Origin of the sequence: Nostoc sp. (assembly GCF_036917415.1) — a bacterium.
Classification (GTDB): domain Bacteria; phylum Cyanobacteriota; class Cyanobacteriia; order Cyanobacteriales; family Nostocaceae; genus Nostoc.
In genome coordinates this window covers 86,871-111,657 of record NZ_JBALDJ010000096.1, presented here as the reverse complement: position 1 = coordinate 111,657, position 24,787 = coordinate 86,871, and the positions used below count along the sequence as shown (strand labels likewise).

General features: G+C 39.6%; 22 protein-coding genes. 13 read left to right on the top strand and 9 right to left on the bottom strand.

Going from position 1 to position 24,787, the window contains the following annotated elements; genetic code table 11:
* The first annotated feature begins 444 nt into the window (after positions 1-444).
* A complete protein-coding gene (locus V7K41_RS21485; RefSeq protein ID WP_334851450.1) occupies positions 445-1,266 on the top strand; it encodes a carbonic anhydrase in 822 nt (273 codons plus the stop codon).
* A gap of 550 nt (positions 1,267-1,816) precedes the next feature.
* Here the strand turns inward: V7K41_RS21485 and V7K41_RS21480 are convergent.
* Positions 1,817-2,275, bottom strand: coding sequence for a BON domain-containing protein (locus tag V7K41_RS21480; protein ID WP_334851448.1), 459 nt, complete (start codon positions 2,273-2,275; stop codon positions 1,817-1,819).
* Positions 2,276-2,741: 466 nt separating this feature from the next.
* Here V7K41_RS21480 and V7K41_RS21475 point away from each other — a divergent pair, with 466 nt between their 5' ends.
* Positions 2,742-3,662, top strand: coding sequence for a ribonuclease D (locus tag V7K41_RS21475; RefSeq protein WP_334851446.1), 921 nt, complete (start codon positions 2,742-2,744; stop codon positions 3,660-3,662).
* Between the two features lie 316 nt (positions 3,663-3,978).
* A complete protein-coding gene (locus tag V7K41_RS21470) occupies positions 3,979-4,821 on the top strand; it encodes a tetratricopeptide repeat protein (protein WP_334851444.1) in 843 nt (280 codons plus the stop codon).
* 121 nt (positions 4,822-4,942) lie between these two features.
* Here the strand turns inward: V7K41_RS21470 and V7K41_RS21465 are convergent, their stop codons facing one another.
* Positions 4,943-6,511, bottom strand: coding sequence for a sodium:solute symporter family transporter (locus V7K41_RS21465; RefSeq protein ID WP_334851442.1), 1,569 nt, complete (start codon positions 6,509-6,511; stop codon positions 4,943-4,945).
* A 53-nt stretch (positions 6,512-6,564) separates the two neighbouring features.
* Positions 6,565-6,840, bottom strand: a complete 276-nt coding sequence (locus tag V7K41_RS21460) for a DUF485 domain-containing protein (protein ID WP_334851441.1) — start codon at positions 6,838-6,840, stop codon at positions 6,565-6,567.
* Positions 6,841-7,370: 530 nt separating this feature from the next.
* On the opposite strand from V7K41_RS21460, the gene V7K41_RS21455 reads away from it, so the two are divergent.
* Both V7K41_RS21455 and V7K41_RS21450 read left to right on the top strand, forming a co-directional pair.
* Positions 7,371-7,979, top strand: a complete 609-nt coding sequence (locus V7K41_RS21455; RefSeq protein WP_334851439.1) for a site-2 protease family protein — start codon at positions 7,371-7,373, stop codon at positions 7,977-7,979.
* Positions 7,980-8,360: 381 nt separating this feature from the next.
* Entirely contained in the window at positions 8,361-9,992 is a 1,632-nt protein-coding gene (locus V7K41_RS21450) for a PAS domain-containing sensor histidine kinase (protein ID WP_334851437.1), read from the top strand.
* A 345-nt stretch (positions 9,993-10,337) separates the two neighbouring features.
* Here the strand turns inward: V7K41_RS21450 and V7K41_RS21445 are convergent, their stop codons facing one another.
* The 4 genes from V7K41_RS21445 to V7K41_RS21430 form a co-directional block, all read right to left on the bottom strand.
* The gene (locus V7K41_RS21445) at positions 10,338-11,729 is read right to left on the bottom strand and encodes a hypothetical protein (protein WP_334851435.1); all 1,392 of its coding nucleotides are present in this window, start codon (positions 11,727-11,729) and stop codon (positions 10,338-10,340) included.
* A gap of 729 nt (positions 11,730-12,458) precedes the next feature.
* The gene (locus V7K41_RS21440) at positions 12,459-14,129 is read right to left on the bottom strand and encodes a phosphatidylglycerol lysyltransferase domain-containing protein (RefSeq protein ID WP_334851433.1); all 1,671 of its coding nucleotides are present in this window, start codon (positions 14,127-14,129) and stop codon (positions 12,459-12,461) included.
* Positions 14,130-14,184: 55 nt separating this feature from the next.
* A complete protein-coding gene (locus tag V7K41_RS21435; protein ID WP_334851431.1) occupies positions 14,185-15,093 on the bottom strand; it encodes an alpha/beta hydrolase in 909 nt (302 codons plus the stop codon).
* A 126-nt stretch (positions 15,094-15,219) separates the two neighbouring features.
* Complete coding sequence (locus tag V7K41_RS21430; RefSeq protein WP_334851429.1) at positions 15,220-16,203, bottom strand: alpha/beta hydrolase; 984 nt, start codon at positions 16,201-16,203, stop codon at positions 15,220-15,222.
* A 155-nt stretch (positions 16,204-16,358) separates the two neighbouring features.
* Between V7K41_RS21430 and V7K41_RS21425 the strand changes: the two genes are divergently transcribed.
* The 5 genes from V7K41_RS21425 (at position 16,359) to V7K41_RS21405 (ending at position 18,824) form a co-directional block, all read left to right on the top strand.
* On the top strand, positions 16,359-17,300 hold the full coding sequence (locus tag V7K41_RS21425) for a lysylphosphatidylglycerol synthase domain-containing protein (RefSeq protein ID WP_334851524.1): 942 nt from the start codon (positions 16,359-16,361) through the stop codon (positions 17,298-17,300).
* 198 nt (positions 17,301-17,498) lie between these two features.
* Positions 17,499-17,654 carry a hypothetical protein gene (locus V7K41_RS21420; protein WP_334851427.1) on the top strand — a complete coding sequence of 52 codons (156 nt, stop codon included), beginning with the start codon at positions 17,499-17,501 and terminating at the stop codon, positions 17,652-17,654.
* The gene (locus V7K41_RS21415; RefSeq protein WP_334851425.1) at positions 17,599-17,928 is read left to right on the top strand and encodes a hypothetical protein; all 330 of its coding nucleotides are present in this window, start codon (positions 17,599-17,601) and stop codon (positions 17,926-17,928) included. Before V7K41_RS21420 ends, V7K41_RS21415 begins: the two co-directional genes overlap by 56 nt.
* A 247-nt stretch (positions 17,929-18,175) precedes the next feature.
* Positions 18,176-18,616 (top strand): PIN domain-containing protein, encoded by a 441-nt coding sequence (locus tag V7K41_RS21410; protein WP_334851424.1) that lies wholly within the window; start codon positions 18,176-18,178, stop codon positions 18,614-18,616.
* Entirely contained in the window at positions 18,606-18,824 is a 219-nt protein-coding gene (locus V7K41_RS21405; RefSeq protein WP_334851422.1) for a hypothetical protein, read from the top strand. The genes V7K41_RS21410 and V7K41_RS21405 overlap by 11 nt, the downstream gene beginning before the upstream one ends.
* A gap of 143 nt (positions 18,825-18,967) precedes the next feature.
* On the opposite strand, the gene V7K41_RS21400 is transcribed toward V7K41_RS21405, so the two are convergent.
* Positions 18,968-19,330 (bottom strand): DUF5615 family PIN-like protein, encoded by a 363-nt coding sequence (locus V7K41_RS21400; protein WP_334851420.1) that lies wholly within the window; start codon positions 19,328-19,330, stop codon positions 18,968-18,970.
* A gap of 8 nt (positions 19,331-19,338) precedes the next feature.
* The gene (locus V7K41_RS21395) at positions 19,339-19,569 is read right to left on the bottom strand and encodes a DUF433 domain-containing protein (RefSeq protein ID WP_334851418.1); all 231 of its coding nucleotides are present in this window, start codon (positions 19,567-19,569) and stop codon (positions 19,339-19,341) included.
* 97 nt (positions 19,570-19,666) lie between these two features.
* Between V7K41_RS21395 and V7K41_RS21390 the strand changes: the two genes are divergently transcribed.
* The 3 genes from V7K41_RS21390 (at position 19,667) to V7K41_RS21380 (ending at position 24,666) form a co-directional block, all read left to right on the top strand.
* A complete protein-coding gene (locus tag V7K41_RS21390; protein WP_334851416.1) occupies positions 19,667-20,236 on the top strand; it encodes a Uma2 family endonuclease in 570 nt (189 codons plus the stop codon).
* Between the two features lie 120 nt (positions 20,237-20,356).
* The gene (locus V7K41_RS21385) at positions 20,357-22,240 is read left to right on the top strand and encodes an aspartate kinase (protein WP_334851415.1); all 1,884 of its coding nucleotides are present in this window, start codon (positions 20,357-20,359) and stop codon (positions 22,238-22,240) included.
* 365 nt (positions 22,241-22,605) lie between these two features.
* A complete protein-coding gene (locus tag V7K41_RS21380; protein WP_334851413.1) occupies positions 22,606-24,666 on the top strand; it encodes a tetratricopeptide repeat protein in 2,061 nt (686 codons plus the stop codon).
* The last annotated feature ends 121 nt before the right edge of the window (positions 24,667-24,787 follow it).

Below are 24,787 nucleotides of genomic sequence, written 5' to 3'. Positions count from 1 at the left end.
ATGTCTGACTAATTACTTATAATTCAAAAATCTCTGCGTTTGCGTGTCTTTGCGTCAGTCCTAATTACAACTATTCAACCGGACACGATCTCAGGAGAGTTTAAGTGTGAAGGAGAACCAGTTGGTATAGTTTTAATCATCTATTCTGTATCTGTCGTTCTCGGTCGATCGTGACAACGAAGCGTCGCATTTTTATCTTAGGATATAACTAGTTTGAAATAGGCTCAAGGCATTCTCACACCATAATGTGACCTGTTAAGAAACAGAGGGCAGCAAAGAAAAAAGTAACTCAACCAAATGGTAGAGGATATTAAAAGCACCAAATGAATTTATAATATAGTAATCTTTACAATTGGAAAAACGTAGAAAGAAAGTCCTCTTTACTACCTCAATCTCCTGTCTGTGATTTGATTCTTAACCCCCAAATATTTGTAGAACTTAGTAATGAAGAGATTAATTAAAGGTCTGCGCGAATTTAAATCTAGTTATTTTTCGACACATCAACAATTATTTGAGCAACTTTCACACGGTCAAAAGCCCAGGGTCTTATTTATTACCTGTTCTGATTCGCGTCTCGATCCAAATCTAATTACACAAGCCCAAGTTGGTGAATTATTTGTGATTCGCAATGCAGGTAACATCATTCCACCGTATGGGGCAAGTAATGGCGGTGAAGGTGCGACAATTGAATATGCTATTCAAGCTTTAGATATTCGCCAAATTATTATTTGTGGTCACTCTCATTGCGGTGCAATGAAAGGATTAATGAAGTTACACAATCTCAGCGATGAAATGCCGCTTGTACATGATTGGCTTAAATATGCAGAGGCAACTCGAAGGCTAGTTATAGACCACTACAGTCATTACGACGGAGAAGAATTGCTAGAAATTATGATTGCCGAAAATGTTCTTACTCAAATTGAGAATTTACGGACATATCCAGTGATTCACTCTAAGCTTTATCAGGGAGAACTCAGTATTTATGCTTGGATTTATCACATTGAAACAGGAGAAGTTTTCGCATACGATCCCCAGAAGCACGCTTATGTTTTGCCTCAAACTGAGCTTTCAGAATTAGAAATAGATGAGTCGTTCAGGGGTCAGGCTCCAAATACCAATCTAACAGTGCGTTCTCCTCGAAACCAGCAGGATGATGTTCAACCTTATGAGAAACAGTCTATTTCTGCATTTGAGTGGTTTCCAATGAGACGCCTTTCTCCAGAGCAGATGGAGCGAATTTATCGAGGTTCAAATAATGGAAGTTGAAAGATGAAAATATAGAATTTCAAACATTCTCTTAAAGGGTGGAGGGTGAGGTTTTTGTACCTTATTCAACTGATAACCTCTATATTCCTTACTTTTATTTAAGTAAGTAAAAAACAGAGACTTACACGATGTAAGTCTCTATTTGGTTTTCATGCCGATGCTAACTGAATGCTTCAGTTATTAGACCTTTTGCAAAAGTCCCTAACACCCCACCCGCAACCCCTCCCTGCAAGCGGGGCTACGGTATACACACAAGTCTGAAATAGCTGATTAACCAGGATTTTACCCCACCCTAACCCTCCCCGATGCATTGGGGAGGGAACAAGATTTCTTATTTCCCACTTTATAAGGGGAGCCACTGCGTTGCGGAGGTTCCCGACGCTCGAGTACTCGCTAACGCTGCGCTATCCGTTGTAGCAAGTGGCGTGGGATTAAAGGGGGTAATTTGACTTGTGTATACACTGTAGGCAAGCGGGGAGGGGGAGCGTTTGCTTTACTCAAATGCAGGGTGGGGTTCTTTATTTTTGATTTATCCAAAAGGTCTATTCTTTTATGACTTTTTTACAGCATCAACTTTTGCTTCTACTTTCACTGTTTTCACACCTTGGACTTCTTTAGCCAAGGTTTCAGCTTTCTTAAGTTCTTCAACAGAAGCGGCTGTGCCTTTGAGGATAATTTCACCCTGTTTGTTTTCAACTTGTAATTTATTGCCTGGTAAACCTTTGTTCAACTTTGCGCTAACTTCAGTTTTTAAGTCACTTTTGGCTTTTGTTGCTGCCGTTTTTTCAGAATCGGTTTTAACTTTAGTACCTGTAGTAGCTGCTGAAGGAGTAGTTTGTGTTTCTGAAACTTTGGCAGTTTGATTTGTTTGCGAAGCTGGTTTCGCTGGTGCTTGAGCAGCTTCATTAGTTGTGCTAGGAGTTTCCGAACCAGTTTTAGGAGCCTCTTGGCAGCCAAAAGTACCAACTACCAAAATGCCACTAACTACTAATAAAATTAGCTTTTTCATTATTTATCTCCGAATTGAGTACTTGAAGCGATTAATTGAGGTGTATGTCATGGTGAGGAGCAAATAAAAAAACAATTAAAAGTGGAGTAACAAAAGTGCTTAAGCAATAGCTCAGGTTACTGAAAATTGAAATCTGGACGATTTCTTGAAGCTAAGATTTTGCGCCCAGTTTTGAGAAATGCCAATTCAATTTTCCTGACGGCTGCTAACCAGGATAACTTTGCACACAGTCTGTGGCTCTCTATGAATTTAAAGTAGATGCTGAGTAGCTCTTTCGATGGTAGACGATGCTACCCCACAGTGGTGACTCGATGTTATCAGATTTGAGTCAATTTGGCGATATCTATAACGAATTCCAAACTTCAGCCTTTTTGCAATTCTGTGCCAGCAAACTTACCAACAAAATGTTACTTTATAAAACTATGGCTTACTTAACAATGCCTTAAATATCAGGAAATATTAGCCAATGCCCTACCTTACTTCGGCTAGCGAAATTCGTGCTATTGTCGCTGAATATAGAAACGCTAAAATACTGTGGATAGATACAGAAGTCGCTGACTATAAAAGTCGTAATCCCCGGTTATCGGTGATTCAGGTATTAGATAATCCTCAAGATATGAGTGGCGATCGCGTCTATCTTTTAGATGTATTAGATCAGCCTAATATTATAGCTGAATTTATTGAAAAAATTATGATAAATTCTGCCATTGAAAAAGTTTTTCACAACGCCAGTTACGATCTAAAATTTCTCGGTAGCAAGAAAGCCAAAAATATTACTTGCACTTTGGAAATGGCCAAAAAAATTCCCTACTATCTTTTGCCATTACCCAACTACCAACTCAAGACAATAGCTACAGCACTTTGTAGCTTTAACAATATCGATAAACAAGAACAAAAAAGCGATTGGGGAAAACGCCCTTTAACTGAAGAACAGATAGAGTATGCTTACCTAGACTGCATTTATCTTGCTCAAATTCACCTAAACTTGTTAGACTTACAAGCCCAAGCCAGCCCCGAACCTGCAACGGAAGACTTAATATCACTAAGTACTAGATACTCGCAAGTTGAGCAGGAATGGAAGTTGTTGAATTCAGAATTTGAGCATTTGCAAGAACGTATAAAAAAAGCCATGCAAGCTCAGAATATATCTGAAACTTCTAATTATAAGCTGACTAGCTATGAACGGACTACAATCAAAGCTGCATTTACAGAATTGGCAAAGCTAGTACAAACTCAAGGTATTAATTTAGATTTCCCAATCGCACTAACTCAGAAACTCCAAAAAGATTTAGGGGAAAATCTAGAACAACTATCTGTAGATATTGACAAAAATACCTCCTGGCGGCTAATTCCCAAAACTCAAGAGAGTGAAACTGAGGATGATTAAATTGTTCATTAGGCTACAAATATCAGAATTTATAGAGTTATTGTGAAGAATAAATATTGAAATTTAATAATTTTCTCCTCCTACCTTTTGCCCAGTCACTGAGCTAGTCGTACCACTTTGGGGAACCAAGCTACGCGCAGCGTCTCGTAGAGAAGTGCTAACTCCTGCCTCATCTTATAAATCTATAAAATATTAGGGAAATTTGTCAATTAACTTTAAATGTATATCAAAAGTTAGAATATTTATTGAGTTAAAGAATTAAAATCTAGATTTTAGTACTAATTCCGTTCGGTGTTATGGCAGTTTATATTAATTTATGAAACGGCGTTTATTTGGGCAAAAGCGAACAAGGGTAAATACTTTATTTACCATAGCTATTTTTACTACATTGACAGCAACTAGCAGTATTTCTTGTAGTAAGAATGACAATGTATTAGTAACAGAAATAGGAGTTAGTCAACCTAGCCGTCGTTCAGCTACAACTTCCATTGGTGGGGAATTTTATCTTCAGGGAAAGAATCAGCATTTAAACGGCGATTTGCAAGCTGCGATCGCTTCATACAGTAAGGCAATTAGTCAAAATTCTCAGTATGGCGCTGCCTACAACGCGCGGGGATTAGCCTACTTTGATTTAGGAGACAAGGAAAAAGCGATCGCAGATTACAATCAAGCACTCCGCATCAACCCTAACGATGCCGAAGCCCACAATAACTTGGGGAATGCCCGCGCCTCACTGGGAAACAACAGAGAAGCAGTTAAAGATTACAGTGAAGCGATTCGCCTAAATCCCAACTATGCCGAAGCCTACAATAACCGAGGAAATGCCCGCGCCACCAATGGAGACAAAAAAGGGGCAATAGACGATCTCGATCAAGCGATTCTGCTTAACCCCAAATATGCGATCGCTTATAATAACCGAGGCAATGCCCGTGTTGCCAATGGAGATCCCCAGGGTGCGATCGCAGATTACAATCAAGCCATTCGCTTCAATCCTAACTTTGCCCCTGCCTACAATAACCGGGGAAATGCTCGCGCCACTAATGGAGACAAACAGGGGGCACTCAAGGACTTACAACAAGCAGCAAGCATTTTTCAAAGTCAAGGTAACAACGACTTATACCAACAAGTGATGGATAACATCAAAGAACTTGGACAGTAGCAGAGGGGCAGGGGGCAGGGGGCAGGGGGCAGGGGGCAGGGGGAACCCAATGACAAATGACAAATGACAAATGACAAATGACAAATGACAAATGACAAATGACAAATGACAAATGACAAAATCACATCCCAGAACCAATGTGAATGCGATCCTCAACTTCCGCAAATTTTTCCTGTGCCAGATGTTCACTACTCAATAGTGAAACGACAATCGCCACAATAAACGCCAGTGGGATACTGATTAATCCAGGATTTTTTAGAGGAAAGGGTGCAGAAGCGTGCTTGAGAATCGTTACTTGAATAGTAGGTGATAAATAAATCAGCACTAAAGAGGAGACAGTACCTACTAACATACTCGCAACTGCACCATTAGTAGTGAAGCGTCGCCAAAGCATGGATAAGAGTAACGCTGGGAAGTTTGCACTCGCAGCGATCGCAAATGCTAAACCTACCATATAAGCGACGTTTTGCCCTTTAAACAAAATACCCAGGAATATTGCCACTAACCCCAAAAGCATTGTTGCACCGCGAGCCACCTTGAGTTGTTCTGACTCGTCAGCATGACCTGAACGCACCACATTCACCCACAAATCGTGGGACAATGCAGCTGCACCTGAGAGTGTCAACCCAGCGACAACTGCCAAAATCGTTGCAAAAGAAACAGCGGCGATAAAACCTAAGAAAGCATCACCACCGAGAAATTCTGCCAACATCGGCGCAGCCATGTTACCACCAGTACCAATTTGCTTGATGGCATCTTGACCTACTAGCACCATTGCTCCAAAGCCCAGGATAAAAGTAAGGAGATAAAAAACGCCAATAATAGCTGTGGCGTAAGTAACAGAGAGCCGCGCTGCTTTAGCGTCGGGTACTGTGTAGAAACGCATTAGGATGTGGGGTAATCCAGCAGTGCCGAACATCAACGACATTCCTAAAGAGATCGCATCAAAGGGGTCAGAAACCAGTTTGCCTGGAGCTAATACACCTGTATATTTTTGGGATGCAGCAGCGAAAAGAGCGATCGGGTTAAAGCCAAATCGTGCCAGTACCAAGATCGCTAGTAAGACAGTTCCGCCGAGCAACAAAACTGCTTTGATAATTTGTACCCAAGTAGTGGCAATCATCCCGCCAAAAATTACATAAGCCATCATCACACAACCGACGATGACCACAGCTAATTCATAATCAAAGCCAAACAGTAGTTTGATTAGTTCCCCAGCACCTACCATCTGGGCAATTAAGTAAAAGCTAATTACTACCAGCGTTCCAATTGCAGAGGCGATACGTACAGGTTTTTGCTGCAAGCGATAAGCCACTACATCGGCAAAGGTGTATTTACCTAAGTTACGTAATGGTTCGGCAATTAGAAACATAACAATCGGCCAGCCCACCAAGAAGCCGATAGAATAAATTAAGCCGTCAAAGCCGTTGAGTGCTACCAGCCCAGTGATACCTAAAAAGCTAGCCGCACTCATGAAGTCTCCTGCTAAAGCCAACCCATTTTGGAAACCGCTGATATTACCGCCAGCTGTATAGAACTGTGCTGTATTTTTGGTGAGCTTCGCCGCCCAATAGGTAATGCCTAAAGAACTGGCAACAAACAGAAAAAAGAAAGCGATCGCCAACGGGTTAAACTTACCAAGACTGGTAATATCCGCCGCTAGTGGCAGATCGAACCACACACTACTCATGCTTTTTTGGTTTAGTATTTTGGATTTTGAACTAGAAATTGCTAATAGCTTATTTACTTGCGTGTCAGCCTTGCGATTTGGTCGTCGTAACTGCTATTTGCCCAACGCACATAGATAAAAATTAATACCCATGCTGAGACAATTACCAGCGCCCCTAGTAAAATTCCCAGGCTGAGACCAGGAATTACTAATGACCCCAGCAGGGGCTTATTGAACGCGATTAATAAGATAAAGCCGAAGTAAATAAACATCATGGCTCCACTGAGAATCAGGGATACCCGCCAACGTTCAGCTGCGAGAGCCTGGAGAGCCTTTGTGCGATCGTTCATGTCTTCCTTTAGGTTGAGAAGATTAGGTCAGATTGTCTCATTGAAGCTGATTTTTGCGTAATTTTCTTAAAGATTATTAGTAAATCTATTGCCATATCAGGTAATAAAATTAACTTTGCAAAGTGATATATCAAAATAACAAGACAATAGCGACTCTATTTTGAGTCAGAGAAACATAAAACTATAGATGCAGTTAAACACAAATAAAGCTGATCTATTCAATAATTTGTGATTCTGTCACTCTCAATGTATATTTTTATACTAAAAAGTACTGAGTTTAGCATAGAAATTAAAATTTTATATACTAAAAAATAAAATGAATACGTAGTTACTACCAAGCTTTAAAATCTTTCAAGTGTTATGAAATGTTTTTTTAAGTTATCAAATAAAATGAGATTAATAAAAGTAGTAAATTTTGATTTATAAAATATACCAAAAATCACCCTAGCAGATTAAGTAAATATTTTAATAACATTTATATCAAGAGCTTATTATTACATAAATAGAGCATTAGCAAAACTTAACAAAGTATGTTTATTCAAACACTTATCACAGAACCGATTCATTTTTTCAGAATCGTTGTAATTGTCATATTCTCCATCACTTTGCATGAACTTGCTCACGGCTTGGCTGCGATGAGTCAGGGAGATAATACTCCACAAAAAACGGGTCATCTCACGCTTAATCCTCTAGTTCACATGGGCAAAGAATCAATCATATTTCTCTGTCTCATGGGTATAGCTTGGGGACAAATGCCCGTCAATCCATCTAAGTTTCGCTCTGGCAAGCTAGGCAATATTTTGGTATCAGCAGCAGGCCCATTGTCAAATCTGGCTTTAGGCATTCTATTTATTGTGCTGCTCAAACTTTTCTTTAACCCTAGTCTTTCAGGACTCTTGAGTGTCGAATTTCTTGATCTAGCAGCTCGGATCAATTTGACGTTGTTTCTGTTTAATCTGCTCCCAATTCCACCACTCGACGGCTTTCATGTCTTCAGTGAGATTTTTCCTCAGCTAAAGCCACTGCAATATAGTCAATTCGGACTCTTTGCCATGATGCTTCTATTTATAATTCCAGAATTTGGGACAGGACTTAGTGGCATTGCCGATTTAGTTATACGGTCAGTATTGAGAATGTAAACAGCAACTTTTTAGGCAAAGACAAAGGACAATTGGAATGAAAATCAAATAATAAATTGCATTCTGTAGTCCAAGCTCTAGAACACCAATTCAGTAATCCTCGAAGAACCTCTTCCCCTACCCCTCTCCTCATAGGAGAGGGGAGTTTAGCTCCCCCTTCCCAACAAGGGAAGGGGCCTGGGGGGTTAGGTTTTTGATTACTGAATCGATGCTCTAGCCGTATTTTAGGGAATCCCTAATAATAGGTATTATTTTATATACATTCTGTTTTCAGTAATTTAACCCAAATTGTTTGATAAGAATTACTTCAGTAATCTTAACATTGAAGTTAGTGGATATGCTTAGTTACGTTTAAGGCACAACTTGAGTGACAAGATTACTGTGTTTGATCTGGAAGACTTTTTTAACCTTTCATCTGACCTATTCTGTATCATCGGACAGGATGGTTTTTACCAGCAAGTGAATCCAGCATGGGAACAAGTGTTGGGATGGAAAGCGGAAAACTTAATCGGGTATCCGTGGCTAGGATTAGTGCATCCAGAGGATATCACAATCAGTCACTTGCCAACAGAACCACAGCAACAGTTGCACTGGAACAGTCGTTATCTTCATAAAGATGGTAGTTATAGGTGGTTGTGTTGGAGTTTATCAACTTCTCAAAAGGGACTCATTTATGCAGTAGGTAAAGACATCAGCCAACAACTGCGACGAATAGAAGCGCTGCAAACTGAACGGGAAAGCCTTTATAACCTACTCAATCAGTTACCAGCCTTTCTCTATTTGCAACCCAAAGATTACGGGGTGGGATTTTATAACCAACGCTTCCGTGAGGTATTTGGAGATCCTACAGGGAAACGTTGTTACGAGGCGATCGCCGGATTGAAGCAACCTTGTCCTGAATGTCCCACCTTTCGCGTTTTTGACAGTAACGCTCCACAACTCTGGGAATGGGTGGATAGTAAAACAGGCCGGGTATATCAGATTTACGATTATCCGTTCAAGGATATGAATGGTGAGCCGATGGTTGTGGAAATGGGTTTAGATATTACTGCTGTTAAAAAAGCAGAGGCTGCTTTGCGACAAAGGGAGCAGGAATTAACTCTAAAAAACCAACAACTTCAAGAAACCCTTGAACAATTACAAAAGACCCAAGCACAACTAATTCAAACAGAAAAAATGTCTTCTTTGGGACAATTAGTTGCGGGTGTATCTCACGAAATTAATAATCCCATTAGCTTTATCAATGGCAATATCACTCATGCTAAAGAATACATTCAACAATTGCTAGAAATACTGCAACTTTACCAAAAAGAATATCCTCATCCAACACCAGTGATTCAGAAAGGAATAGAAGCGATCGAGTTAGATTTTGTCATTCAAGACCTACAAAAATTGCTAAATTCCATGCAAACGGGAAGCGATCGCATTCGCAACATTGTACTGTCGTTGCGGAACTTCTCACGACTGGATGAAGCAGAAATGAAAGCAGTGGATGTCCATAGCGGTATTGATAGTACGCTAATGATTCTGCAAAACCGCCTCAAAGCCAAGCCTGACAGTTCCCAAATCCAAATTATTAAAGACTACGATCAACTCCCTCTAATAGAGTGTTACGCCGGTCAACTTAAGCAGGTGTTTATGAATATCATCACTAACGCGATCGATGCTTTGGAAGAGTTATATGTCAATAACCAGCAGTCAAGTTGCAATCCGCAAATCACTATCCGTACTGAGTTACTTAACTCAGATTGGGTTGCTATTGAGATTGCTGACAATGGAGTGGGAATGTCACAAGAGGTTCAGCAACGTCTATTCGATCCCTTCTTTACGACTAAAGTAGTAGGTAAGGGAACTGGTTTAGGGATGTCAATTAGTTATCAAATTGTCACAGAAAAACATCAGGGTCAACTGCAATGTATTTCATCTTTAGGAGAAGGATCAACGTTTATAATTGAGATTCCTATTCGACAAAATAAACTTATACAGACAAATTTACTGGCTGACAATAAATAAGTGCAAAAATGCTAAAAATCCTTAATTTTTTGGGATTTTATCTGAGGTTTTTCCAGCAGTTATCAATTAGATTCATAATACATATTTATAGTGACACAACTATTTGTGCCACTACTGTGTAATTAGTAAAAATTATAATTACTATGTAGAAATCCGATTTGATTTATGAAAAAATCTAAGTATCTGTAGGGGAGCCAGCCGCGTGGGCGGGTTTCCCCTGACTTGAGCGGACTGGCGTTGTGTTATGGCGTAGCCTAACGCACCTAAATCGTTAACTGGTGTGTTAGCCTTTGGCGTAACGCACCCTACGTGTATTTCAGAAATCAAATATGAGTCCTATATAATCTAATTATCTGTACTGGCAGAAAGAACTTGACTGTAATATTTAGTCTTAGTATAGATATTGATAATACTATCACCAACTACAAAAAAAGTACCTTTTTGCTCATTTTTAGAAAATTGCAAATTTGGGTATTTTGCGGCAGCTTCGTCAGCAGTCATGGCTTTTGCTTCCATTTGTTCTGGCAATACTCCAGTACAACCAATGTAAAATACTAAAGGAGATATTTTATCTTGGTAGATATTTTCTGCATATTCTTCTAACTTGTTATTTGCCACCGTTAAAGCTGCAACCATTTCTTCTTTGCCGATCTGCTTCCCAGTTTGTTTATCCTGTAATAACTGCGCCAAACTATCAGCACCAACTTTCTTAAGAATACCTCCAACAATGCTATTTGGCTCAAGCCCAAGAAAATCATCAAAAATTGGTTTCATCAACTCGTCAACTTTTGTAATCTTGGTACGTGATGATAGTAACCTGTGCCTAACAGCGAGATTTTCATGAAATACCATCTCAAAAGTTGGCTTCATGATAATTTCTCCAGTTTCTTTGTCATAAAGGCGATACATTTTATTGAGAAACTTGTTAGCAGAAGGGAACTTACTCAGGTTCAGAATATCTTGACTGCCAATATCGATTTTATAGCTCAATTTTGAGTCAATAGTACCATCGACTAAAGCTTGGTTGATGTCAGTGTATTCGTTGGTTGTAGGAAAGTTGATGTAAATATTTTTAGACAGATAGTGCTTTTTAAACTCATCTAACTGCGTCTCTATAAATACATCTGACTCCTTTTTCAAGTGAGCGCAAATAATACTAGTCAGTACTTTAATTTCTGCTAGTTCATTGAATAGTCCATCAATACTGCTGTAATAACTATTAGCAGCTACAAGCGGCAACTTATCTAACTGAATCGTATGTTCAGCCCGGAAGTCAAATTCTTCTGCATTCAGTATGCCTTTTTCTTTGAGTAAGTCAAAGACTTTTTTACTGCTAATTTTGACTTGTAATGAATTTACGTTAAGTTTGCCGTCATTTACAATCGTGTAATTTTTAAAGGTGTTGAGGTCGTTTACTAACAAACCTGCTACTTCAATAGTAGGAGTTTGGTCTTCAACTTTAGCAAGTTTAACTCTACGTTTGACAAGCATATTAATAGTAGCAGTATTGCGATTAAACTGAAACTCGCCCATACCAATATACTCAGTATCATCTATATCTTTTGTTTTCAACCAAGGTTGGAGCAGTTCTCCATTTTCGTTTCTAACACCTCTAATACGCTTAATACCTGTTCTTTGATAATGTTCTTGTAGGTGCTTGATATTGACTATAATATGATTGCGGTATTGTGCAAAAAATTGGATTAGTTCTACTAGAGAAATTTGATTCTTTGTCATATTGCCACCTTCCATTTAAAGGTCAAGAATCTTTTCAAATCACTGTTACTGAAATCTATTACTCTGACAAAATAATCTGTTACAACCGTGTAAAGTTGAAAAGTAAATAGACAATAATTTGTTTACGAAACTGTGTACAAAGTTTCGTAAATTCGTGGATAATTAAGGGTTGAAGTTTAAATGCGTAGGCCCTTCGCCTTCCCGTAGGGTAGGAGCGCAAAGTTTGGCTACGAACTTAGGCAAAGCTATATTTTGCGTTGCATACTTACCGGATATTCATATTTTATAGTACAATCGTATCATACAAATGTTTAGTTGTGTAGGCGTCGTCCGCTGTAGGCATCGCTTGATATATAACGGTTCCCATTCAGATGCGCTACAAGATTAATCGCGAAGTGTAAGGGCACGGCACTGCCCATACGTGTCAACTTAAGCCGAAAACTATATCAGACAGGCGTTTTGTAAATCCCTCACGCCCTCATCCCCTAACCCCTTCTCCCTTGGGAGAAGGGGAATTGAATGTCTAGCTCCCCTCTCTCTTGGGAGAGGGGCTGGGGGTGAGGGCAAAATGTCTTCACCAAGCGGGTTTAGCGTTAAGTTGACACCAATGGGCACTGCCGTGCCCCTACGAGTGTACCTCAACCGAGAACCGCTATATCTGTTCCTAACCGGCTGAAATATCGAATTCAGGGAAACAGCAAGGAACCAGCACGTTATTTTTTCGCAGATTCAGGCTCCGGGTTTGAAATAATCGAAGAGGCGATCGCCTGAATCTGCACGAATTAATGCTACAACTACATCTGGTAAGGTGGCTAAACTGGGGTAAACGAAATAACGCGGTTCCCAACGAGGGCGGAACTTGTCTTTGTAGGCGTGCAGTCCCTTGAAGTTGTAAAAGCGATTCAAATGGTCGTAAAGATAGTGCAATACTTTTTCCAAGCGGCGCGATTCGGGGTTGTCTCCAACTCCAGCAAGCGCAGAAAGACCAAAATTAAAGCTGTCGTAACCACCCTCTTTAAAATGCTGGAGTAGGGAAATAAATAGAAAGTCCATTGTGCCATTTTCAAGAGATGGGCGATGTCGCATCATGTCAATAGTCGCTTCGTTAAGTTGGTACTCCCGGATAATGTTGGCAAAAGCACTAATCTGACCTTCGGGATTATACACCACAGCAATCTCACACTCTCGCAGGTAAGCTTCGTCAAACCAACCCAAAGAAAATTGTTTTTCTGAACCTTGTACCATTTTTAGCCATTCATCACTTACAGGTTTGAGGAGGTGCAATAAATCATTGGTGATGGGTGGTTGGTAGAAGTCAATTTGGTATCCTAGCTTGGTTAAACGACTAATTGATGGTCTAAAGTTTTTACCGGCTTTACCTTGTAATGTAAAACTTTTTAGGTCAACGATCGCTTCCTCTCCAATCTTGAGTACCTTAAACCCCAATGACTTGTAAAGCTCAACATCATCGGGCATAGTTTGGTAAAAGCCAGGATACCAGTCATTGCGCTGGCAAAACTGCCAAAAAGCAATAATTGTCTCTTTGCGGTCTTCAATGGGGCCGATGGGATCTCCTAATGCGATCGCGCCCCGTCCTTTGGGAACATAAGCAATTACACTATTACCCGAAGGACTGAAATAATAACTTTTATCATTTAAGAGTGTCAGCGCTGCTAAAGAAGAACATCCATATTGCTCGATAATTTCTTTAGCTCTTTGTCGCTCATTTGTAGTTGCAAGATTTTGCCAAAACACAGGTTGCAACAGCATTACTATTGCATAAGTAATAGTACCTGCGGCAATAATATAGATAGAATTAGCAAAAAATTCTCCAAATCGACTCTTTGGTTGCAGTCCCCAATTATCCTCAGTGAAGAACATCGCCAAAGTCTGAACTATCGCTTCACGCCAATTAAAATTCTCTGAAAATTTACCGTCTAACAAGTAAAATCCAATAGTTCCGTATGCCAGGGTAAATAATAAAGCGCCTATCAGTACTCTAACTCCCCGTGCGATGGAAGGACGGTCTGATTGCGCCGTGAAAAAATGGCGCATCAAGATTAATTGCACTAGCAAAACTCCAGAGAGTAGACTTTCTTCATAGTCCAGTCCCTTCAACAAGTGGCTGCAAATGGAAATTACTAGTAAAGCAATTGTCAGTAACCAGGCTATTCTTTTACGGCGTAATAAATTAGTAGCAAGTGTTAGTAAAACAAACCCAGTCAATGCTGCAAATATATGACCACTGGCACGAATTTCAAATGGTAAAAAATCTTTCAACCAGTGAGTCCGCCCATACAGGTTAGGTGTCACTGCTGATAATAAATTTACTACTCCGACTAAACCTGTTAGGAAAACCGCACTCCAAAGTCCAATCCGAGTTTTTAAATTATTTGTCATTTGTCATTTGTCATTGGTCATTTGTTATTTGTTATTTGTTTTGGAGTTAAAACTCTTAACTCCTAACTCCTAACTTTTTAAACTGTTCTCCGACATAGGAGAGTGAATTTTTAAGATGTTTGTGAAAGTAGTTCCAGCCAATATCTGCCCCAGACAAACCATGACCTCCAGGAAATGCATAAAATACGTGAGCAATGTCTAATTTATTTAAGGTTTCATTGAAAGCTTTGGTAGAAGCTAGCAAATTAGTATCGTTCACACCCGCATCTAGATAAATACGCAATCGCTTCCTATCTTTAACTGGTAGCTGTTGCACAATTTGTTGAGGACTATTTTGTGAGCCGCTGTCATCAGTAAAGTAACCACTATGGCTAAACAAAATCTGAAAGTTGTTCAGATAGCGTAATCCGATATTAAATGCACCCCATCCTCCAGAAGATAGACCTCCTAGCACCCAAAATTGGGGTTCTTCCAAAGTGCGGTAGCGCGACTTGACAACTTGTACTAATTCTGAACCAATCAAAGTCCCCACTTTGCCATTCGGGCCATCAAAGTAATCAGGGTCGTATAAAGGACTAGAACCGCGATTATCATTACCATCAGGTGTAATCACAATCGATGGCGGTAATTTTCCACTTTGATAAAGTTCATGCAATACGTCTAAAAGTGCATATTTATCAGCATAAGCACGAGCATCATCATGACCTCCGTGTAGTAAGAATATCACAGGGTAGCGCTTTTGCGAATTTTTGCTATAACTAGGGGGCAAAATCACGCCGTAGTTACGAATTGTACCCATTGCTTGGGAGTTAAAGCTTGCTAATTGAAACTTTAGCCCAGTAGTTGCCTCTTTTTTGGGTGGGTCTAGTTGTGGCGCACCTAAGATGAATACATAATAATAACCAGCGCTAGTAAGGAGTGCGATCGCTCCTACCAAGCTAATTAACAATTTAGAAATCTTCATATTTTTTCAGTGTAAAAAAAATCACCTCCGTTACAACTTACTATAATTAATTTGCTGAAAAATAGCAGTAAAGTTTTTCACATTGATGTTTAAATATCAACGGCTTGGCAAATAGTATTATTTCTACTAAGGATTAATTTTTTTGAGCATTTTTTTATGATTGATACTTAATTTTTCAGCCATATTTGCTCTTTCTGAAGCTCGAAATTGTTCGCCGACAAATGTCAATGAATTTGCTAAATGTTTCCGCCAGTATTGCCAAGTGTGACTGCCAGGAAACTGACGAAATGAATTATAAATTTTCAGTTGATTTAATACTTTATTAAATCGCTCTGCTTCGTGGATTTCATCAATATCTGATGTACCCGAATCTAGATAAATCTTCAATCTTTTTTGAGCTTGTAGGGGAATGGTTTTAATATAAGATATTGGGCTATTTGCTGGGCCACTTTTATCATTAAAATAACCACTATGACTAAATAAAATCGAGAAACGATCTACGTTGTGTAATCCCACATTGATTGCTCCCCAACCACCAGAAGATAAACCACCTATCGCCCAAAAATCTGGATTAGTTAGTGTGCGATAACGGCTTTGCACGACTTTTACTAACTCATCGCCTACGGCTGTAGAGACTTTACCATTAGGGCCATCGATATATTCGGGATCTCGGTAGGGACTAGAGCCACGCTTGTCGTTGCCATCTGGTGTAATGATGATGCTGAGTGGCAACTTACCTGTAGTATAAAGTTGTTCTACAGTCTTGAGAGCTTGTCCCTTATTTTGAATAAACCAATCAGTGGGATTACCATGTCCTCCGTGGAGAAGAAAGATTACAGGATACCTTTGTTTTGAGTTTTGCTCATAGCCAGGAGGTAAAGAAACGCCATAAGTGCGACTTGCACCCATTGCTTGACTATCGTAGGTTTCAATTTTATAGGTTAGGAGAGTCGCTGAGTTGCTAGTATTGCGCTGGGTTGGAAGAACGGAAGGCGTTGTTTGTAAATCCTGCTGTTGCGGTGGTTTTGCGACGACACCTTGGGAGAAATTACAGCCAACTAGGGTTAATACTGAAAATAGCAAGAAAATTTTAGATTGTTTGTAGTTCATCTTTGAAAGGCATTGGTTAAACAGAGCATTATTGGGTAGTCGATGCTTGCCTTCAAAAGCTTATGCAAATGATATGTCGATACTGTGTCAACAAGATGGAAACTTTACGACTGGTTGTAAATTAAAAGTCAAGAGTTAGGATGAGTTTCTTCATGATGCTTAAAAAGCTGCAACTCAATTTTAGTTCTTTGTTTGGCTTGTTACTGCTGCTGCTTTCCCTGTGGGCGATCGCTAACGAATTACGTCAGTATAATTATCGTGATATCCTCAACTCTCTAGCTGCTATTTCCAAAAGTCGCTTAAGTTGGGCAATTTGGCTGACAGCTTTGGGCTATCTAGTGATGGTTGGGTACGATATCTTAGGTTTTAACTACATTAATCGTTCCCTAAGTTGGAATAAGATTGCTTTCACTAACTTTATTAGCTCTGCATTTAGTAATACCATCGGTTTTGCCTTGCTGACTGGCAGTGCTATCCGTTATCGATTTTATGCTAGTTGGGGAGTGTCAGCAGTAGCGATCGCTCAAGTAATTGCTTTCGCCAACTTTACTTTTTGGTTGGGGATGTTTGCTGTTGCAGGTTTCTTATTCCTCATCAACCCCCTGAAGATTCCCACTCAATTACATTTACCTTTTGCCACTGTGCGTCCCATTGGCGTAATTTTTCTGCTATTAGTTGCGGCTTATTTACTAGGAAGTATTTTTCTTAAACAACCATTAATAATTCGTGGGCATGAATTTCGATTTCCTTCTTTTGAAATATCTCTGCTTCAAATAGCAATTTCTAGTTTTGACTGGATTCTTGCGGCAGCAGTTCTTTATGCTTTACTTCCTAGCAATATATCTTTGTCATATCTAGACTTTTTGGGAATTTATTTACTAGCGATGTTTGCAGGTGTGGTTAGTAATGTCCCTGGGGGTTTGGGAGTATTTGAAACTATAATTTTGCTGATTCTTTCCTCAAAAGTTTCGGCGGCGGTAGTTTTGGGTTCAATGTTAGCTTATCGGGGAGTCTATTATTTCTTACCTTTGCTAATAGCGGCAGGTTTGCTAGGACTTTATGAAATTAGATTTAGAGCCGGAAACTTACGAAAATGAATCAACCCATAATTTTTTTTGTATGGCAATCCTATTTGAGTTGTAAAGATTATCGAACCGCCAAGCCGCCAAGAACGCCAAGAGAAGAAGAAAAGAAGTTACGAATCATTTAGGACTGGTATATTTGCTCTCCATGAACTATTTAGAGACTGTAGACTGAGAAGCAGTAAGTGTAATCTTGTGTGTTTTGGCAAAGTTATGGAGCCAGTATCACTGACAGCAGCTGCGATCGCCTCCCCTCAAATCAAGAATAGACTACATGGGGCTACGAATTTACAGGTTTTGTGCAAAGCCTACCGTGATAAAACTGAAAAGCGCGTTAGCGAAGCTTACCGTTGGCGTAGCCTCTCGTAGAGAAGGTATCGCCTGGACTAAAATTCATATTGAACTAAGTAAAAATGCCATTCGACTTACTCAAAAGCAGCTTTTACTTTCTCAAAAGGAGCTTTTACTTTCTCAAAATAAGCTTTTGCTTTCTCATTTTGGTGTTTTCCGCAAGCAAAATAAGCTTTTACTTACTCAAAAGCAGCTTTTGCTTCCTCATTTTGGTGTTTTCCGCAAGCAAAATGAGCTTTTACTTACTCAAAAGGAGCTTTTGCTTTCTCATTTTGGTGTTTTCCGCAAGTAAAATAAGCTTTTACTTTCTCAATCCGCCTGAATGTATTCTCATTTGAGTAATTCACGCATTCATTTTGGTATATCATTGAGCCGAAAGCTGGCGCTCCTAAAAAAGTGTAAATCTACAGGCAATACCTTCTCTACGAGAGGCTACGCCAACGGTAAGCTTTCCTGCGGAACGCTCCACGAACGCTAACACGTGGAGCGTACTGCTAGAGGCGATCGCTTTTGTTTAGAGAAAGTTGTAAAAAAGCTCTATGACCAGGGTTTATCTAGATACCAGTATTTATAATCGTCCGTTTGACGACCAAACACAGCCAAAAATATTTCTAGAAACACAAGCTATCATCTTAATTTTACAAATGGTGGAAGCAAGATTAATAGAATTAGTTAGTTCTTCAGTTCTAGAATATGAAAATAGCCGTAACCCTTTTCTTGTAAATCAACAATCTATGGAGCGATATTTACAAATAGCTGCCTTGAGAGTATTAATAGATGAAAATATTAGAGGGAGAGCAGAAAAATTAGAACAACAAGGAATTAAACCTATCGATGCACTTCATGTAGCGTGTGCGGAGGCTTCCCAAAGTAATTATTTTATTACTTGCGATCGGAGATTAATCAACCGCTGCCAAGATTTATCACTCTTGGTAATCAACCCAACTAATTTTATTTTGGAGGTAGACAATGGAAATTAAAGTTATTAACGAAGAAGAAAATTTACAAGAAGTGATGCAGGTTTTACTCACTCATTTAGAACCATCTAAGGTAATGAAATTTTGGGCAGCTTGTAAACTCAGTGAAGGTGACTATTTGCAAGTTAAAGAAAAACTGTTTGTTCAAGAAACAGTTGCCAGTTTATATGGCAAAATCAAAGAATATCAAGATGGTGAGGCTCTACAATAGAAGTGTAAATCTACAAGCGATGTCTACGACGGGCTACGCCTACGCTATTATGTGGTTGTAAATGATGGTGTTGTCAAAGCGATCGCTCTAGAAAAAAAGTGTAAATCTACAAGCGATCGCCTAATATGGAATCCACTTCTTACTTATATGGGTAATCGCCTCACCCGGAAAGTTTCATTACTTACAGAAACAATTGCTCCTACGTCTAAATCTTTCTGACATTCACTCAAAACAGTTGTAAAACGTTCATTAATTGCGTCATAGTTGTCATTTCCTAACCTAAACAAAATAACACTGGGTAAACTATCCCCACTAACGGCTAAAATTTGAGCAAAATCTAAATCTATAGTTAATAAAATTCTCCCTTCTGTACGGGCTTTAATTAAAATCTCATCATCTGGTAGTCTTTGCAAAGCTTCATCATGCAAATGCACGACATCATAACCATCACTACGCAACCAAGTTACAGTGCTTAGTGAAATTCCCATATCTGCCAAAAACTTCATTTTACTGGTTAAGCAATTTTGAATGGATAAACTCGTTCTTGAGTCAACCACGCTGCATAAAGTAGAGATTGACGAATATCCTCTGCTTCTAAATCAGGATATTCTTCTAAAATCTCTTCCGCAGGTTTTCCATTAGCTACCAAATTGACTAATAAAGAAACCGGAATTCGCATTCCGCGAATGCAAGCTTGTCCACCCATAATGCTAGGGCAAAATGTAATTCTATCTAGACCTAACATAAAATTATCTCTCCAAAATCTCTCTCAAAAACCAACTTCAATCCACAGCAAACGCTACCCTAGAAATCAGTATCACTCAAATCCTAAAGTTTCAACTATGATAGCCTCGCCCCAACAAAATTATCTCACCGTTGAAGAATACCTCCAAGTGGAGGAACAGAGCAATATCAAGCATGAATATATAGACGGCTACATTTACGCAATGTTTGAAGTTCTCGATCCACACGTTACTGTTGCTGGAAACCTTGCTGTTCTCCTCCGTAATCATCTGCGCGGCTCTGGTTGTCGTGTTTACATCGCTGACATGAAAGCCAGAATTGAATCTCTGAATCGCTTTTATTATCCCGATGTGATGGTTACTTGCGATCAACGAGATCGAGAAACGCCAGGTTATAAAAGATTTCCCTGTTTAATTGTCGAAGTTTTATCTAATTCTACTGAAGCCTTTGACCGGGGCGACAAATTCGCCGATTATCAAACCCTGGAAAGTCTGCAAGAATATGTTTTAATTAATACAAAACGTCAACGAGTTGAGTGTTTTCGACGCAATGAGCAAGGGTTGTGGGTTTTACAATCCTACACAGCAGAACATCAATCATTTCGACTCAATAGCGTGGATTTTGAGGAAACAATGGCAGCACTTTACGAAGATGTAGTTTTTGAATAATCAATTATGATGGGGCATTCGCCGCGATATTTAGTAAACTATATAACTGATAAGCCTTGAAGGCTTCCTTAACCAGGCGGAAGCGTTGATGAAAGCAGGCACAATTGATTAAAAAAAGTTATGGCGCTCATAGTTCAGAAATACGGTGGTACATCTGTCGGTTCAGTCGAACGTATTCAAGCTGTTGCCCAGCGTGTTTATAAAACTGTTAAAGCTGGAAACTCTATTGTCGTAGTGGTTTCGGCAATGGGCAAAACCACCGATGGACTCGTCAAACTAGCTACTGAAATTTCTCCAAATCCTAACCGCCGGGAAATGGATATGCTGCTTTCTACTGGCGAACAAGTAACTATTGCCTTACTCAGTATGGCTTTGCAGGAACTCGGACAACCCGCAATTTCCATGACTGGCGCTCAGGTAGGAATTGTTACTGAAGCTGAACACAGCCGCGCTCGGATTTTGCATATTGAAACTACTCGCCTAACTCGCCACATAAATGCAGGTAAAGTAGTTGTAGTAGCTGGGTTCCAAGGTATATCCAGCGTCGGAGAGATGGAAATTACGACTTTGGGTCGTGGTGGTTCCGACACCTCAGCAGTGGCGATCGCAGCCGCATTAAAAGCGAATTTTTGTGAAATTTATACAGACGTTCCAGGGATTCTCACTACAGACCCCCGCTTAGTTGCCGAAGCCCAGTTGATGGATGCCATCAGCTGCGATGAAATGTTGGAATTAGCTAGCTTGGGCGCAAAAGTGCTGCATCCCCGTGCTGTGGAAATTGCCCGTAACTATGGTGTTTCCCTTGTAGTTAGGTCTAGCTGGACAGATCAACCAGGAACTTGGGTGACATCAGCCAAACCCCAAGGGCGATCGCTAATTAATTTAGAAATTGCCCGTCCTGTAGATCATGTAGAATTTGACACTAACCAAGCAAAGGTCGCTTTGTTGCGCGTCCCCGACAAACCAGGTGTTGCAGCCAGGTTATTTGGGGAAATTTCTCGACAAAAAGTAGATGTAGATTTGATTATTCAGTCAGTTCATGAAGGTAACAGTAATGACATTGCTTTTACTGTCACCACACCAATATTAAAACGCGCAGAAGCAGTAGCAACAGCGATCGCCCCAGCACTGAGGAGTCAATCTAACCCTAAATCTGACGAAGCTGAGGTAATGATAGAAAATAACATTGCCAAAGTCAGCATTGCAGGTGCAGGAATGATTGGGCGTCCCGGTGTAGCTGCAAAGATGTTTGCGACATTAGCTGAAGCTGGCGTGAATATTCAAATGATTTCCACCAGCGAAGTGAAAGTAAGTTGTGTAGTCAATGCAGCAGAATGCGATCGCGCCGTCACAGCACTCTGCACCGCTTTTGAAATCGAAGCAGGGGAAGTAAAGGAAGCAGGGGAAGCAGGGGAAGCAGGGGAAGCAGGGGAGGCAGGGGAGGCAGGGGAAGATAAATTAATTCTTTTATTCTCCCCACTCCCCACTGCTAACACTTCTCCCGTTCGAGGCGTTGCCCTTGATTTAAATCAAGCGCGTCTTGCGATTCGTCAATTGCCAGATCGTCCGGGAATGGCGGCGAAGTTGTTTGGACTATTAGCGCGACATAATATCAGCGTTGATATGATTATCCAATCTCAGCGATGCCGAATAATTGATGGTGTTCCCAGGCGAGATATTGCTTTTACAGTTTCGCAAATAGACGGGGAAAATGCTAGAGAAATGCTCACTCAAGTAGCGGCAGAATTAGGATGGGGTGAAGTTGTTTTAGATAGTGCGATCGCTAAGGTGAGTATTGTCGGTGCCGGTATGGTAGGACAACCAGGTGTTGCTGCTAAAATGTTTGAAGCTTTAGCCCAACAAGAAATCAATATTCAAATGATTGCCACTTCAGAAATCAAAATTAGTTGTGTTGTGGCGCAAGAGCAAGGTGTTAAAGCTTTGCAAGCCATTCATGCAGCCTTTGAACTAGCTGGTAGCGAGAAATTTGTCGTTCCAGTATAAAACCTGAATCAAAAGTCCTCACCTAAATCCCTCTCCCAAGCTTAGAAGGGCAGGGTGGTTTCATACGAAAAAAGAAAAATACATAAGTCTTGATTTCTCGTGAAAGTGGCATGGCTTTTTCCCTCACTTCCATTCCTCTCCCCCACGGGGGGAGAGGCTTTGAAACCCAGTTTTAATTTTTCTTTGCTTGTATGAAACCACCCTGCTCTCCCAAGCTTGGGAGGGGGATGCAATATACACGCGGTAGCAGCCCACGCCTCGATCTCATTTGAAGTTGCTTAATAAATAAATATTTATATTTTAAAATCAGTAATAATAACACGTAAGCTATAATCGAACAATTTATCAGACTATAATTTATATTGATGAATAGTCATTTCCTAGATGGACATTATCAAATACTAAAAATTCTCAATAATGGGGAAAAAGAGAAAACCTATCTAGTTGAAGATATTAATCTTAATGGTAAAGAATTTATAATAAAGCAGTTATCTCTTCCTAATAGCAATCCTCAAGCTTTAACAATCCTACGCCGCTTGTTTGCCAGTAAGGCGGCAACTTTAAAAAAACTCGGACAAGAACACGATAAAATTCAAAGGCTTATTGCTTCTTTTGAAGAAAATGAAGAATTTTATCTAGTTCAAGAATTCATACCTGGTAATTCTTTAACTGACGAAATTATTCAGGGAAAGCTTCTCAAGGAAGACCAAGTAATTAGTCTTTTGTCAGAGATATTAGAAACTTTGGTCGTTGTACATAGCTATGGCGTAATTCATCGGAATATTACACCAGCAAATATTATTCGCCGGGAATCAGATAAAAAGTTAGTTTTGGTTAATTTGGGTACTTTTAATGAAGCGATCGATAATACTGTTGACAATTCCGAGTATATGCCGATAGAACAAATTAACGGCAATCTCAAATACAACAGCGATCTATATGCTTTAGGTATGGTTGCGATCGCAGCACTAAAAGGTTTACCTACAAAGGAAATATCTAATTTGCGAAGTCAGAAAAATCAGCTGACAGGTGAAATACTTTGGCGCGATAAAAATCTAAAAGTTAACAGAAAATTAGCAAAAATTATTAATAAAATGGTGCGTTTTGACTATCGTAAGCGCTACCAGTATGCAACCGAAGTTTTAGACGACCTGAAAAAGTTAATAAATGTTGATGACGATCGACAAAAACAGCATCAGAAAAAATTATTACTAGTTCTAGCGGGGATAGCTGGCTGTATTACCCTTAGTGTTGCAGTGTGGCAATTGAGATCGCCAAAACTTGTAAGTAATGCCCAACAGACATTATACCAAGAGGGAGTAAATAAATATGAGTTAGGAAACTATGAAGGAGCAGTTGAAGATTTCAATCACATTATTGAATTAGATCCGCAAAACGCTTTAGCTTATAATCGGCGAGGTGATGCTTATTATCGATTAGGAGATTACGAGCAAGCACAAGCAGATTCTAGCCAAGCTATTTTACTGAATCCTCAAGATGCTAATGCCTATTTTGACCGAGGATTTGCTTTTTCGGAATTAGGCAAATACAAACAAGCGATCGCAGATTATACTCAAGCAATAAAGTTAAATTCCAAAGATGCTTATGCTTACTATGGCCGGGGATTAGCTTATGCTCAATTGAAGGATAATAAAGGCGCACTTGGAGATTTTAGCAAAGCGATCGCTCTCAAACCTCAGTATACCGAAGCTTACTTGCAACGAGGGATTCTCCACCGCCGCTTCAAACAAAGACTTGAAGCAATCCAAGATTTTGATAAAGTAATTAAGATTAATCCTAGTGATGCCAAAGCTTATTATCAAAAGGGTTTAACTCAATCTATTAATCAACAAAAAGATGAAGCAATTAAAGATTACACAGATGCAATCAACATCAATCCCAAATATATAGAAGCTTATCTAAATCGTGGTGATATTTACAGCGATCTGGGAAATAATGTAGAAGCTACTGAAGATTACAACACTATTTTACAGATAGATCCTAAATTTATTACAGCTTATATTCACAGAGGTATTCATCGCTTTTCTTTTGGAGATTATAAAGGCGCTATTGAAGATTATACCGCAGCGCTGAAACTAGATACAAATAATATAGTAGCTTATAACAACCGTGGTAACGCTTATCTTGAACTGGGAAATAAAAAAGCTGCAAATCAAGATTATTCACGAGCGATCGCAATTAATCCTAACAATGCCTTAGCCTATTATAATCGGGGTGTGATTCGCACCAAGCAGAAAAATAAACCGGGTGCGATCGCAGACTTCAAAAAAGCTGCAAAACTATTCCAACAGCAAGGGGAACAAGATAGTTATCAAGATGCACGGCAAGAAATTGCAATTCTGCAAAATAAGTCAGCGCCAGCGCCAACTACTCGCCCGAAATCTGGGAAAATAGAAAAAAATTGAGCTACCACTCAATATAGTGTTGACTATCAATGGTCAAAACTCGTAGAGAGTGATTGTGCTATTTAAATGTGTTTTATTTTACAAATTTACGACTAGTACTTTATCAAACTAGTTTTGAGAG

Excerpts from the sequence above, each read along its gene's own strand:
- V7K41_RS21485 (WP_334851450.1), top strand. The coding sequence starts at position 445 with ATGAAGAGATTAATTAAAGGTCTGCGCGAATTTAAATCTAGTTATTTT.
- V7K41_RS21480 (WP_334851448.1), bottom strand. The coding sequence starts at position 2,275 with ATGAAAAAGCTAATTTTATTAGTAGTTAGTGGCATTTTGGTAGTTGGT.
- V7K41_RS21475 (WP_334851446.1), top strand. The coding sequence starts at position 2,742 with ATGCCCTACCTTACTTCGGCTAGCGAAATTCGTGCTATTGTCGCTGAA.
- V7K41_RS21470 (WP_334851444.1), top strand. The coding sequence starts at position 3,979 with ATGAAACGGCGTTTATTTGGGCAAAAGCGAACAAGGGTAAATACTTTA.
- V7K41_RS21465 (WP_334851442.1), bottom strand. The coding sequence starts at position 6,511 with ATGAGTAGTGTGTGGTTCGATCTGCCACTAGCGGCGGATATTACCAGT.
- V7K41_RS21460 (WP_334851441.1), bottom strand. The coding sequence starts at position 6,840 with ATGAACGATCGCACAAAGGCTCTCCAGGCTCTCGCAGCTGAACGTTGG.
- V7K41_RS21455 (WP_334851439.1), top strand. The coding sequence starts at position 7,371 with ATGTTTATTCAAACACTTATCACAGAACCGATTCATTTTTTCAGAATC.
- V7K41_RS21445 (WP_334851435.1), bottom strand. The coding sequence starts at position 11,729 with ATGACAAAGAATCAAATTTCTCTAGTAGAACTAATCCAATTTTTTGCA.
- V7K41_RS21440 (WP_334851433.1), bottom strand. The coding sequence starts at position 14,129 with ATGACAAATAATTTAAAAACTCGGATTGGACTTTGGAGTGCGGTTTTC.
- V7K41_RS21435 (WP_334851431.1), bottom strand. The coding sequence starts at position 15,093 with ATGAAGATTTCTAAATTGTTAATTAGCTTGGTAGGAGCGATCGCACTC.
- V7K41_RS21430 (WP_334851429.1), bottom strand. The coding sequence starts at position 16,203 with ATGAACTACAAACAATCTAAAATTTTCTTGCTATTTTCAGTATTAACC.
- V7K41_RS21425 (WP_334851524.1), top strand. The coding sequence starts at position 16,359 with ATGCTTAAAAAGCTGCAACTCAATTTTAGTTCTTTGTTTGGCTTGTTA.
- V7K41_RS21420 (WP_334851427.1), top strand. The coding sequence starts at position 17,499 with ATGGAGCCAGTATCACTGACAGCAGCTGCGATCGCCTCCCCTCAAATC.
- V7K41_RS21410 (WP_334851424.1), top strand. The coding sequence starts at position 18,176 with ATGACCAGGGTTTATCTAGATACCAGTATTTATAATCGTCCGTTTGAC.
- V7K41_RS21405 (WP_334851422.1), top strand. The coding sequence starts at position 18,606 with ATGGAAATTAAAGTTATTAACGAAGAAGAAAATTTACAAGAAGTGATG.
- V7K41_RS21400 (WP_334851420.1), bottom strand. The coding sequence starts at position 19,330 with ATGAAGTTTTTGGCAGATATGGGAATTTCACTAAGCACTGTAACTTGG.
- V7K41_RS21395 (WP_334851418.1), bottom strand. The coding sequence starts at position 19,569 with ATGTTAGGTCTAGATAGAATTACATTTTGCCCTAGCATTATGGGTGGA.
- V7K41_RS21390 (WP_334851416.1), top strand. The coding sequence starts at position 19,667 with ATGATAGCCTCGCCCCAACAAAATTATCTCACCGTTGAAGAATACCTC.
- V7K41_RS21385 (WP_334851415.1), top strand. The coding sequence starts at position 20,357 with ATGGCGCTCATAGTTCAGAAATACGGTGGTACATCTGTCGGTTCAGTC.
- V7K41_RS21380 (WP_334851413.1), top strand. The coding sequence starts at position 22,606 with ATGAATAGTCATTTCCTAGATGGACATTATCAAATACTAAAAATTCTC.